This window comes from Lentzea flava, assembly GCF_014648475.1.
Taxonomy (GTDB): Bacteria; Actinomycetota; Actinomycetes; order Mycobacteriales; family Pseudonocardiaceae; genus Lentzea; species Lentzea flava.
The window spans coordinates 178,830-190,450 of the sequence record NZ_BMRE01000012.1 but is presented as its reverse complement, the minus strand read 5'-3'; the positions used below and the strand labels follow the sequence as shown (position 1 = coordinate 190,450).

Genomic DNA, 11,621 nt, shown 5'->3' with positions numbered 1-11,621 from the left:
TGGAACACCGCCAACCGCATCATCACCCACACCACCCAAACCCAGCCCGACCCCACCCGCTAGATCAACGCGAAGCAGGCCGGCACTCGACGAGTGCCGGCCCGCTTCGTCGTTGGTACGTCAGAGCGTCAGGCTCCAGGTGTCGATCGTGCCGACGTCGGCAGTCGCCGCGTCACGCACCTGAAGCTTCCAGGTGCCGTTGCGGGCCTCCGACGACAGGTCGAGGGTGTAGGTCTGGTCGATGTTGTCCGCGCTGCCGCCCGAGCGGTTGGACAGCGAGTACGACGACCCGTCCGGCGCGATCAGGTCGACCACCAGGTCACCGCGGTAGGTGTGCTTGATGTGCACCTCCACCTTGCTGGTGGCCGACGCGTTGCCGGTGCAGCCGGAGATCGTGATGGACGACGACACCGTCGAGTTGTCCGGGATGGCCACATCGGTGCCGTTGGTCTGCGTGGCGCAGGTGGCCGAGCCGACCGTCCACGTGAACGAGGTGCTGCCCGAGCCACCGGCCGTCGCGGTCGCCGTCGCGGTCACGTTGTACGTGCCCGCCGCGGTGGCCGTGCCGGAGATCAGACCCGAGGAGCTGATCGACAGGCCGGTCGGCAGACCGGTCGCGGACCACGTGTACGGCGCGGTGCCGCCGGACGCGGACAGCTGCAGGTTCGCCGTGCCGTTCAGGGCGGTGCTCTGTGCGCCGGGGTTGGTCACGGAGACGCCGGGAACGCCACCGGAGTTGGTGCGCAGCAACAGGTTCGCCGAGTTGGCGCCGGGGTTGCTGATCTTGTTCGGGGTGGCGGCGGCGAGGATCGCGGCGTGCACCTCGGCCGGCGTCTTGGCCGGGTTGTCCGCCAGGTACAGCGCGGCCGCGCCCGCCACGTGCGGCGAGGCCATCGACGTGCCGCTCATCGTGGCGGTGCCGGTGTTGTTGTTGTAGGACGCGGAAACGATGTCCTGGCCCGGCGCGAACAGATCGCTGCACGTGCCGTAGGACGAGAACGAGGCGCGGGCGTCGGTGCGGGTGCTCGCCATCACGTTGATCGTCTCGGTGACGCGCTGCGGCGAGTACTTGCACGAGTCGTCGTTGAAGTTGCCCGCCGCGACGACGTAGGTGACGCCGCGCTGGATCGACGCGCGGACGGCGTCGTCGAGCACACGGCTCGGCTCGTTCACGTTGCCGGTGTAGAGGCTCATGTTCGCGACCGCCGGCAGGACCGCGTTCGCGGTGACCCAGTCGACGCCCGCCGCCTCGGTGGACACCGAGCCGCCGCCCTGGCAGTTGAGCACGCGGACGGCCTTGAGCTTCACGTTCTTCGCGACACCGTAGGTCGCGCCGCCGACCGTGCCGGCCACGTGCGTGCCGTGCCCCTGGCAGTCCTTGCCGTTCTGGCCGTCGCTGAACGCGTCGAACCCGAACGTCGCGCGCCCGCCGAAGTCGGTGTGGTTGTAGTTGATGCCGGTGTCGATGACGTACGCGGTGACGTTGGAGGCGTCGGTGCTGTAGCTGTACTTGCTGTTCAGCGGCAGGTCGGCCTGGTCGACGCGGTCGAGACCCCACGACGGCGGGTTGAGCTGGTCTGCCAGGACCTGCACGGTCCTGTCCTGCTCGACGTAGAGCACGGCGGGGTCGGCGGCGAGGCGCTTGGCCTGCTTGGCCGACATGGTGGCGGAGAAGCCCTTGAAGGCGGCGCGGTAGGTGAACCCGATCTTGCCGCCGTAGCGCGCGGCCAGGCCGTCGGCACGGCCGCTGACCTCCGTGCGCGCCATCCCGTTGTCCTTCAGGACCACGATGTAGCTGTCCTGGACGGCGTTCGGCGCGCTCTCCGCGACGATGGGTCCTTCCGGCTGCGCGGCCGCCGCCGGTTGGAACACCAGTGCCGTGCTTGCGGCGGCGATTGCCGCCACCCCGAGCGTGCGCAGGGTGCGTTGTCTCATCACTGCTCCTCATTCGCAGGGGAACCGCGTGTGAACGCGGGCTGGCCCTCGACAGCCCATGCAGGTGCGTTCACACGCGATTGCGAAACAGCGGTAGTCCGCTAGCGGACGTGATGAATCTTTAGTTGAGACAACGGTGAGAACAAGCGACTTTAGAAGGGTGTTCAGCCCGCGAGCGCGAAGAGGTCCTCTGGGCGGCCAGACGACTTGAGCACCGCGAGCGACTGCTTCTCCAGCTGACGGATCCGCTCACGGGTCAGGCCGAGTTCCTCCGCGACCTCCTGGAGGGTGCGCTCGCGCCCGTCCTCCAGCCCGTACCGCAGCCGCATGATCCGGCTCTGCCGCTCGGGCAGAACGTCCAACAGCGACCGCACGCCCTCCTCGAACTGCTGGCGCTCCACGAGTTCCGGCGCGGACACGCCGTCGGTGTCCTGGATCAGGTCGCCCAGCACGGAGCCGCCGTCGTCACCGACCGGCGTCTCCAGCGACACGCACGTGCGCGCGGCGTCGAGCAGGTCCTGCACGCGCGCCGCGGAAGTCTTGGCCTCGACGGCGATCTCGTCGACGGTGGCCTCACGACCCAGCGCCGTGGACAGCTTCTGCCCGATGCGCTTGAGCTTGTTGACCTCCTCCACGACGTGCACCGGCAGGCGGACCGTGCGGGTCTGGTCGGCCAGACCCCTTTCGATCGCCTGACGGATCCACCACATCGCGTAGGTGGAGAACTTGTAGCCCTTGGCGTAGTCGAACTTCTCGACCGCGCGGATCAGGCCGAGGTTGCCCTCCTGCACCACGTCCCCGAACGGCAGTCCGCGGAACGAGTGCTTTTTCGCGACCGACACGACCAGGCGCAGGTTCGCGCGGATCATGTGGTCCTTGGCGCGCTCGCCCTCGGCGGCGATCCGCCTGAGCGCGCGGCGGTCGTGCGAGGTGTCGCCGGACTCCAGCAGGTGGGCCGCGTAGACGCCCGCCTCGATGCGCTTGGCCAGGTCGACCTCCTCGGACGCGGTCAGCAGCGGAGTGCGTCCGACGTCGCGCAGGTACTGGCCGACCGAGTCCGCGTCCTGCTGCCCGGACGCGCGGTTCTTCAGATCTGCAGGCATGACAAATCCCCCCGTTTCCGTTGGCAGGAGTGACAGCCGAAGTGGCTGCACTGATGTGTAACGGTTCAGAGGTCCTCTTCATTCCGCGGTTTCTGCTGTGACCTCAGCCTCACCAGCGTGATCGCGTGGTGCTCGACCTTGCGCACCTCGATCCGCCAGCCGGACACCTCGACCACGTCACCGGGCTCCTCGGGGATCCTCCCGAGCAGCACCAGCACGAGACCGGCGATCGTCGCGTACGGGCCGGGTGGCGGGTCCCGCAGCTCGACACCGACGTCCACCAGGTCGTGCACGGGGAACGTGCCGGGCAGCTCGATCGAGCCGTCCGCCCCGGTGCGCACCGCGGCGACGTCCGGGTCGGTCTCGTCGTAGATCTCGCCGACGATCTCCTCGAGCAGGTCCTCCAGCGTCACGATGCCGCCGACCGCGCCGTGCTCGTCCACCACCAGCGCCATCTGCTCGTGCTCCGCCTTCATGCGGCGCAACGCGTCGGTGACCCGCACCGAGTCCGGCAGCACCATCGGCACCCGCACCACGTCGGACAGCTTCACGTCGTCGTCGAGCAGGTCGCGGAGGTTCACCACGCCGATCACGTCGTCCAGGTGACCGTCCTTGGTCACCGGGGCCCGCGAATGTCCGGACCTCGCCAGGACTTCCCGCGCGGCCGGGGTGGTCAAACCTTCCTCCAGCACGGTCACCATCCGCCGCGGCACCAGCACCTCGCGCAGGCGCCGTTCGTGGATCTCCAGGGCACCGGTCATGATCGTGCGCTGTTCCGGGTTCAGATGTTGTTGCACCTCAACGAGATCGCGCAGCTCCTCCGGCGACATCTGTTCCTCGTCGACGTCCGGGTCGCCGCCGAAGATCCGCACCACGAGGTCGGTGGACCTGCTGAGCAACCACACCGCGGGCCGCGACACCGCCGACAGCAGGTCCAGCGGGCGCGCGATGATCTTCGACCAGCGCACCGCGTACTGCATCGCGAGACGCTTGGGCGCCAGTTCCCCGAACACCAGCGTGAAAAACGTGAGAACGACCGTGACCAGCGCGATCGCGACCCCGCTCGCGGCGCCGTCGAGGAACCCCAGCAGCGGCACGAGCGGTTGCGCGAGCGACACGGCCGCTGTCGCCGAGGCCAGGAAACCGGACAGCGTGATGCCGATCTGGATGGTCGCGAAGTACCTGTTCGGATCACGGGCGAGGCGCACGAGCGTGCGGTGCCCGTCACGTTCCAGCGAACGCAACTGGCCTTCGCGCAACGACACCAGGGCCATCTCGCTGCCCGCGAACGCCGCGTTGAGCAACACCAGCACCGCGACCAGCGCGAGGTTGAAGCCGTAGCCGTCCACACGTTTGGGGTAGCACGCACGGTGGTATTTCGCGACCTGACGGCCGTCTTGAGCAGCCAGGAGGGCCTGAACCGAACGAGGTGGGGATGGAGATGGACACTCCCGAGGTGCTCAGCGCCTCCGTGAGAACCGTGCACACCCTGCCGCAGGACAGGCCGGACCTCGTTGCCATGCGCAAGTGGGTGTCAACACTGCTGGGAGACGTTTCCGAGGACGTCCGGCTCGACGTCCTGCTGGTGTGCACCGAACTGGCCAGCAACGCCTACGAACACGCTGATGGACCACGCGTCCTGCGTGTTGAACGGCTCACGGACCTCGTCCGGATCGAGGTCGACGACGGCACCCCCGCCGAGCTTCCTCACCTCGGTGCGTCACGGCTGGGCGACTCGCGGGGCCGCGGGCTGATGCTGGTCGCCCAGCTCTCGCGTTGCTGGGGCACGCGCGAGATGGCGCACGGCAAGACCGTGTGGGCGGAGATCACCGCATAGGTCAACCGCATAGTTCGCCTGGGCGTTTCGCACAGAAAAGTCATGACACCGCACGGATGGGTTCTGCCGCGGGGTTCTTCGACTCTTGATGCATGACAACGACACAGACCCCCAAGGCACAGACCTTCTGGAAGACCCCGCTGGTGCGCGCGTTCGTCGACCGCTGGCCCATGGTGATCGCGCTGGCGATCTCGTGGGACTTCTGGCTCACGCCGCTCGTGCCTCCCGTCTGGACGCTGGTGCTCTGCCAAGCCGCGTACCTGCTGTGGGGCTGGCGGAAGCCGCGGCTGCAGCTCGCGGTGCTCAGCGTCTACACGGCGCTGGCAGCCGCGGTGATCATGGTGACGCCGCACGCGCCTCACGTCGGCGTGCTGCTGATCGCTCTCGGCTGGGGCGCGCACGCCGTGTGGGATCTGGTCCACCACGTGCGCAACGCCGTCGTGCCGCGCTGGTGGTCCGAGTTCTGCGGAGTGTTCGACCTGGTCATTGCCGTCACGATCCTGCTGAAGTGGTTCTAGGCTGATGGCGATGAACGATCTTCCGCACACCGCCCTGCGCGGAACCCTCCACGTGCTGTGGGTGGCGACGCTCGCCGTGCCGCTGATCGCGGTGCTGAACGAGCCGTCCGCCACCCGCTGGCTCGGGGTCCTCGGCCTGCTGATCCTGGCCGTCGCGTACGCGGTGGCGCTGCGGGAGGCCAGGCTCTGGGTGCTCGTCGCCGCCACGCTGGTCTCGATTCCGCTGGTGGCGCCCGTGGGACCCCACGACATGTCAACGTGGGCGTGGATCGGCGGCGGAGCGGCGGGGTTCGCTCCGCTGCTCCTGTCCGGCGTGTGGCGGTGGTTGGCCGCCATCGGCGCGATCGTGCTCTCCGGGGTGGTCGGGACCTTCGTGGCCCATCACGCCACGACGTACCAGATGATCTCGGCCGCGGTCGGCGCGACGATCATCGCGATGGCTGGGCTGCCGATGTGGTTCGCCGGGCTGCTGGCGCAGGCGCGGGCCGGCCGGGAGGCGCGGGCGGAGCTCGCGGTGAGCGAGGAACGGCTGCGGTTCGCCCGCGACGTGCACGACCTGCTCGGGCACCGGCTGACGGTGATCGCGCTGAAGGCGGAGCTCGCCGGGCGGCTGGCCGAGTCGGATCCCCAGCGGTCGGCGACAGCGGCGTTCGAGGCTCAGCGACTGGCGTCCTCGGCGTTGGAGGAGGTGCGCGACGCGGTGCACGGGTACCGGGCGGTGAACTTCCCCGAGCAGCTGGAGGCGGTCCGCGACGTGCTGCGGGAGGCAGGCATCCGCTGCACCGTCACCGATGTCCCGGTGCACGGCGAGGGCGCCACGCAGCTCGCGCTGGCGTTGCGGGAGGCGTGCACCAACGTGCTGCGGCACAGCCACGCGACGTGGTGCATGATCGACGTCGCCGAGGAGGACGGGAAGGTGCGGATGACCGTCACGAACGACGGCACCGAGAAGCCGTCCGGTGAGGGCAACGGGATCAGGGGCATGAACGAACGACTGGCCGCGGTCGGCGGCAAGGTGTGCGCGGACCTGTCCGGGGACGTGTTCACGTTGCAGGTAGTGGTGCCCGCGTGATCAGAGTGCTGCTGGCCGACGACGAGGAGCTGATCCGCGACGCGCTCGCGGCGCTGCTCGACCTGGAGCCGGACCTCGAGGTGGTGGCCCGTGCCGGAGACGGCAGGGCCGCCGTCGAGGCCGCGCGGGCGCACCGCCCGGACGTGGCCGTGCTGGACCTGCAGATGCCGGAGCTCGACGGCCTGGAGGTGACCGAGGAGCTGGCGCGGGTGCTGCCGTCGTGCGCCGTTGTGATCCTGACCGGCCGCGGCAGGCCACCGCACCTGCAGCAGGCTCTGCAGGCAGGCGCGAAGGGGTTCCTGCCCAAGGGATCGCCCGGCGGCACGCTGGCCGACGTGATCCGCCGCGTGCACAGCGGCTCGCGCTGGGTCGACCCGGCGCTGGCCGCCGACGCGCTGGCCGCTCCCCCGTGCCCGCTGACCCAGCGCGAGCTGGAAGTGTTGCGGCTGACCGAGTTCGGCACGCCGGTCGCCGAGATCGCCTCCCGCACCTCGTTGTCCGCGGGGACCGTGCGCAACCACCTGTCCGCCGCCGTGGCCAAGCTCGGGGTGGCGAACCGGGCGGAGGCGTTCCAGCTCGCCCACGAACACGGCTGGTTGTAGCCAGGCTGGTTCTCACTTCGGTTGTTCCCCGCGCACGCCGGATCCCCGTGCGGTAGGAAGGACGCAGATCGTCTACTGGGGGACGTCCTGAGCGAGCACGCCATCAAGCTGGTCGAGATCTCACTGACCGCGGCCGAGGCGCGAAGCCGCGCGGTCGTGGTCACGTCGTGGCTGCTCGACCGCGGGGTGATCACCCCGAACACCGCACGCGACGAGGTCATGGCGCCGAGCGAGTTCCGCGCGGGTCCACGGTGCGCGGAGGCGTCGCCCGAGGCAGAGCGGTGGGTCGGCGGCGGCCACACCGGCGTGGACGTTCTCACGCAACGGACCGTGCACCACGCCACCGGCAACTACGAGCCACCGACGTGCCCTCATTGCGGTTTCCCGGCGATCAGCGAGGAAGACCATCACGCCCTGATCGAGCCGTGGTTGTACGACCGCGTCGAGGCGTCCGTGCGATGTGTCGCATGTGGACGCTGTGTGCTAGCCGGCGACCTGGAGGGCCAGTGGTCGTTCCACATCGGCGATCTCGCGGTGGTGTTCCACAACTGGCCGCCGCTGGCCGACGGTTTCGTCGCCGAGCTGGGCGCCGTGATGGGGCCGCGCACGCGCGTGGTCGTCGAACACCTGTGAACCGGGGGAGTTCATGAAGCCGATCTGGATCATCCTGATCCTGGTGGCGGGCCTGCTCGTGATGGGCGGCCTGATGACGTGGATGTTCGTGTGGCTGCACCGCTCCGGCAAGGCCGAGGAGGCGGGCATCGAACAACGCCAGCGCGACCAGTTCCCGGCCCGCGGCTGGACCCACACGTCCCGCGACGACCGCGCCACCGAGGTCTTCAACTCGCTGGAGCGCTACCCGAAGCTCGTCCCCGTCGTAGTCGGCATCGACCGCTCCCCACGCGCCGTCGAGGCCCACGACGTCATCACCGGCCAGCACCGCGGCCGCCCGTTCTTCGCAGCGCTGTTCGTCATCAACGACCCGCTCGACACCTCGGGCGGCGGCCAGTACGGCCTCCGCCAGGCCACCGTCTGGGTCCGCACGCCCGCGCCCCGCCCGACACTGGACGTCCGCCAGGTGCTGCGGATGGAGAGCCGGATCAACGAGGGCCTCGGCCTCGGCGACATCAAGGTCGGCCACCCGGAGTTCGACGCCCGCTACCAGGTCACGTGCGCCGACGAGGCGTTCGCCCGCGCGGTGCTCGCACCCGCTGTGGTCGACTTCCTGCTCACCGATCCGCGTGGCTGTCGCGGCTTCTGGATTCGCGGTGCCCAGTTCGACGCCTACAACGCGACCGGTGACCACCGGGATCCGGACGTGCTGGCGGCGGACCTGGACATCCGGTGCGACCTGCTCGACCGGATCCCGCGCCACGTCTGGGGTTAGGTGCCCGCGCCGGGTGAGGCGCTGGCGTCACGCGCCGCAGCCGAGGCCGACGCACCCGCACCGCGTCCGGGTCAGCTGTCCGCGCCAGGCGACGGGCAGGCGTGACTAGCTGCCCGACGTCAGCACGTCGAACGCATGCCGCCGGTGCTCCGCGAACAACCGCAGCGCACCATCCACGTTGCCCAGCCGCAACGCCGCCACCAGGTCGCGGTGCTCCTGCCGAATCTGCTCCAGGTAGCCGTCCGTGCTCACGTTCACCCGCGTGATCAGGAACAGGTGCACCTGTGACCGGATCGCCTCCCAGGCGGAGGCCAGCCGGGAGTGGTTGGCGGCGGCGTACACGGCGTCGTGGAACGCGATGTCGCAGCGCACCATCTCGTGCGGGGTCTCGGCGCGGTCCATCGCGGCGGCGGTTTTCTCGATCGACGCCAGGTCCTCCTCGGAGGCCTGGTCGACCACGCGGCGCACGGCCAGGGACTCCAGGGCGGCTCGCAGGCTGTCCAGTTCGGCCACGTCCTGCAGCGACAACGCCGTCACCGTGGTGCCGCGGTGCCATTCGGTGTGGACGAGGCCTTCGCGTTCCAGCTTCTGCAGCGCCTCGCGGACCGGGCCGCGGCTGACGCGCAGCGCCTCCGACAGCTCCACCTCGCGCAGGGCGGCGCCGGGGGCGTAACGGCCGTCGAAGATCGCCTCGCGGATCGCGTCGGCCACCTCGGTGCTCAGGCCGCGGCGGCGTGCGGGGCCCAGCCCGGTCTCCGTCATGTCGCAATGTTAACAAGAGGACAAGGCGGCAGCTTGTCTGAATGTTAACATTCGGACATGCCGAACATCCCACGCTTCCACCTCGCCATGCCGGTCGACGACCTCGACGCCGCCCGTCGCTTCTACGGCGGCACCCTCGGCCTGGAGCAGGGCCGCAGCTCCGATACGTGGATCGACTGGAACCTGCACGGCCACCAGTTCGTCACGCACCTCGCCCCGAGGACCGAGCGGGTGCACAACCCCGTCGACGGCCACGACGTGCCGGTCCCCCACTTCGGGCTCATCCTCACCGTGCCCCAGTTCCACGAGCTCGCCGCGAAGCTGCAGGGCACGAAGTTCGTCATCGAGCCGTACGTGCGGTTCAAGGGCGAGCCCGGCGAGCAGTGGACGATGTTCCTGCTGGACCCGGCGGGCAACGCGCTCGAGTTCAAGGCCTTCGCGGACGACTCCCAGGTGTTCGCCGTCTAACGCGCACCCCAAGCCGCCTTCAAGAATCTTGCACGCCGCGCAAGTTTCGGTAGCGTGGGAGGTGACCCCGAGCCACGACCCGGTCACACCGGGTCAGACAGGGAGAAGGCCACCATGACCACGGCAGAGCGGCAGCGCAGCGCGCAGGAGCTCATCCGTCCGCAGCTGCCCGCCGAGCTCACGCAGCGCGGTGAGTGCCCGTTCGACCCGGCCAGCGGGCTGACCGAGTTGAGCGGGCAGGGGCGGATTCACCGGATCGAGCACAACGGCGAGATCGTCTGGCTCGTCACCGGCCACGAGGAGGCGCGGGCGGTGCTCGCCGACCCGCGGATGAGCTCGGACCGGGTCAACAGCCCGCGGGCGCGCAAGCTCATCTCGCCCGAGCTGCACGCGGAGATGTTCCCGCCGGAGCGGCGCGCGGGGTCGTTCATCTTCATGGACGCCCCCGAGCACACCCGCTACCGCAGGCTGCTGACCGGTCAGTTCACCGTCCGGCGGATGCGCGACCTCACGCCGCGCATTCACGAGATCGTCACCGCCCAGCTCGACGCGATGATCGAGAAGGGACCGCCGGCGGACCTCGTGCAGGACTTCGCGCTGCCGGTGCCGTCGCTCGTGATCTGCGAGCTGCTGGGCGTCGACTACGGCGACCGCGACGAGTTCCAGCGCCGCACGGCCAAGCTGCTCAGCCTGGGGACGACGATCGACGAGCAGATCAAGGTCAACACGGACCTGCGTCTCTTCATGCGGGGACTCGTCCGCGAGAAGCAGCGCGACCCCGGCGACGACCTGCTGTCCGGGCTGGTGCGCGACACCGACCTCGACGAGAACGAGCTCACCGGCATCGCAAACCTGCTGCTCATCGCGGGTCACGAGACGACGGCGAACATGCTGGCGCTCGGCACGTTCGCGCTGCTCGAACACCCGGAGGAGTTCACCAAGCTGCGGGAGCACCCGGAGCTGGTCGAGAACGCGGTCGAGGAGCTGCTGCGCTACCTGTCGATCATCAGCATGGGCGTCTCGCGGCACGCCAAGGAGGACGTCACGATCGGTGCCGCCACCATCCGCGAGGGCGAGACCGTCGTGGTGTCGGTGCCCGCGGTGAACCGCGACGAGACCCAGTACGACGACCCGCACGCACTGCGCGTCGACCGCCCGCGCGGGCACCACGTGGCGTTCGGGCACGGCATCCACCAGTGTCTGGGCCAGCAGCTGGCCCGTGTGGAGATGGCCGTCGGCTTCACCGAGCTGCTGCGCAGGCTGCCGACGCTCCAGCTCGCCGTGCCGGCAGGCGAGGTGCCGCTGCGGACCGACATGTCGATCTACGGCGTCCACAAGCTCCCGGTCACCTGGTGAAACCGGCGCCGAGCTGGTCGATCATCTTCCCGATCAGCTCGGCGGCGGTGAACCGCTGCGTCGCGGACGGCGTGTCCAGCCACCACTGCACGACCGCGCGCAGCGACGCGAGGATCGCCGAAGCCGTCACGGCCGGGTAGGGGTCGTCCGCGGGGTCCACTCCGCACCTGGCCGCGATCGCCGCGGTCAGCTCCTGCTCACGGGCGGAGTAGGCGGCGAGCACGTGCGGGAGCATCGCCGGGTGGCGGCGCAGTTCCCGCAACTGGCGGAGGCGCTCGAGGTCGACGTGCGCCGGGTAGATCGCGTGCAACGCCTCGCGCAACGCGACCAGCACCGGCTCGCCGGCCGGCCGGGCCGCGAACTCGTGCACGAACATCTCGGCCATGATCTTGTCGCCGGCCATGACCGCTTCCTCTTTCGAGGAGAAGTAGTTGAAGAACGTCCGAAGCGACACCCCGGCGGCCCGCGCGATCTGCTCGACCGTCACGCCGTCGTAGCCGTGTTCGACGCACAGGCTCCACGCGGCGTCCCCCAGCGCCACCTTGGTGGCTGCCTTCTTGCGTTCACGCAGGCCCGTCATG

At 69.6% G+C, this 11,621-nt stretch carries 13 protein-coding genes; 8 read left to right on the top strand and 5 right to left on the bottom strand.

The genetic code is table 11. From position 1 onward, the window contains the following. Nucleotides 1-120: 120 nt before the first annotated feature. From IEZ09_RS17175 to IEZ09_RS17165, 3 genes are all read right to left on the bottom strand, one after another. On the bottom strand, nt 121-1,935 hold the full coding sequence (locus IEZ09_RS17175) for a S8 family peptidase (protein WP_189254703.1): 1,815 nt from the start codon (nt 1,933-1,935) through the stop codon (nt 121-123). Between the two features lie 164 nt (nt 1,936-2,099). After that, nucleotides 2,100-3,038 (bottom strand): sigma-70 family RNA polymerase sigma factor, encoded by a 939-nt coding sequence (locus IEZ09_RS17170; protein ID WP_189254702.1) that lies wholly within the window; start codon nt 3,036-3,038, stop codon nt 2,100-2,102. A gap of 65 nt (nt 3,039-3,103) precedes the next feature. Continuing rightward, nucleotides 3,104-4,387, bottom strand: coding sequence for a hemolysin family protein (locus IEZ09_RS17165; RefSeq protein WP_189254701.1), 1,284 nt, complete (start codon nt 4,385-4,387; stop codon nt 3,104-3,106). Nucleotides 4,388-4,479: 92 nt separating this feature from the next. Between IEZ09_RS17165 and IEZ09_RS17160 the strand changes: the two genes are divergently transcribed. From IEZ09_RS17160 to IEZ09_RS17135, 6 genes are all read left to right on the top strand, one after another. Then, entirely contained in the window at nt 4,480-4,875 is a 396-nt protein-coding gene (locus tag IEZ09_RS17160; protein WP_189254700.1) for an ATP-binding protein, read from the top strand. A 92-nt stretch (nt 4,876-4,967) separates the two neighbouring features. After that, nucleotides 4,968-5,393 (top strand): hypothetical protein, encoded by a 426-nt coding sequence (locus IEZ09_RS17155; protein ID WP_189254699.1) that lies wholly within the window; start codon nt 4,968-4,970, stop codon nt 5,391-5,393. Nucleotides 5,394-5,403: 10 nt separating this feature from the next. Then, nucleotides 5,404-6,465: a sensor histidine kinase gene (locus IEZ09_RS17150; RefSeq protein WP_229812641.1), complete on the top strand. Its 1,062-nt coding sequence runs from the start codon at nt 5,404-5,406 to the stop codon at nt 6,463-6,465. Next, entirely contained in the window at nt 6,462-7,067 is a 606-nt protein-coding gene (locus IEZ09_RS17145) for a response regulator transcription factor (protein WP_189254697.1), read from the top strand. Before IEZ09_RS17150 ends, IEZ09_RS17145 begins: the two co-directional genes overlap by 4 nt. 21 nt (nt 7,068-7,088) lie before the next feature. Further along, the gene (locus IEZ09_RS17140; RefSeq protein WP_189254696.1) at nt 7,089-7,700 is read left to right on the top strand and encodes a hypothetical protein; all 612 of its coding nucleotides are present in this window, start codon (nt 7,089-7,091) and stop codon (nt 7,698-7,700) included. Between the two features lie 13 nt (nt 7,701-7,713). Then, nucleotides 7,714-8,454, top strand: coding sequence for a hypothetical protein (locus IEZ09_RS17135; protein WP_189254695.1), 741 nt, complete (start codon nt 7,714-7,716; stop codon nt 8,452-8,454). Nucleotides 8,455-8,559: 105 nt separating this feature from the next. On the opposite strand, the gene IEZ09_RS17130 is transcribed toward IEZ09_RS17135, so the two are convergent. After that, complete coding sequence (locus IEZ09_RS17130) at nt 8,560-9,216, bottom strand: GntR family transcriptional regulator (protein ID WP_189254694.1); 657 nt, start codon at nt 9,214-9,216, stop codon at nt 8,560-8,562. A gap of 57 nt (nt 9,217-9,273) precedes the next feature. Here IEZ09_RS17130 and IEZ09_RS17125 point away from each other — a divergent pair, with 57 nt between their 5' ends. Next, the gene (locus IEZ09_RS17125) at nt 9,274-9,684 is read left to right on the top strand and encodes a VOC family protein (RefSeq protein WP_189254693.1); all 411 of its coding nucleotides are present in this window, start codon (nt 9,274-9,276) and stop codon (nt 9,682-9,684) included. A 114-nt stretch (nt 9,685-9,798) separates the two neighbouring features. After that, a complete protein-coding gene (locus IEZ09_RS17120) occupies nt 9,799-11,040 on the top strand; it encodes a cytochrome P450 (protein ID WP_189254692.1) in 1,242 nt (413 codons plus the stop codon). On the opposite strand, the gene IEZ09_RS17115 is transcribed toward IEZ09_RS17120, so the two are convergent. Continuing rightward, entirely contained in the window at nt 11,030-11,620 is a 591-nt protein-coding gene (locus IEZ09_RS17115; RefSeq protein WP_189254691.1) for a TetR/AcrR family transcriptional regulator, read from the bottom strand. The two genes, IEZ09_RS17120 and IEZ09_RS17115, sit on opposite strands and share 11 nt — an antisense overlap. Nucleotide 11,621 lies beyond the last annotated feature (1 nt).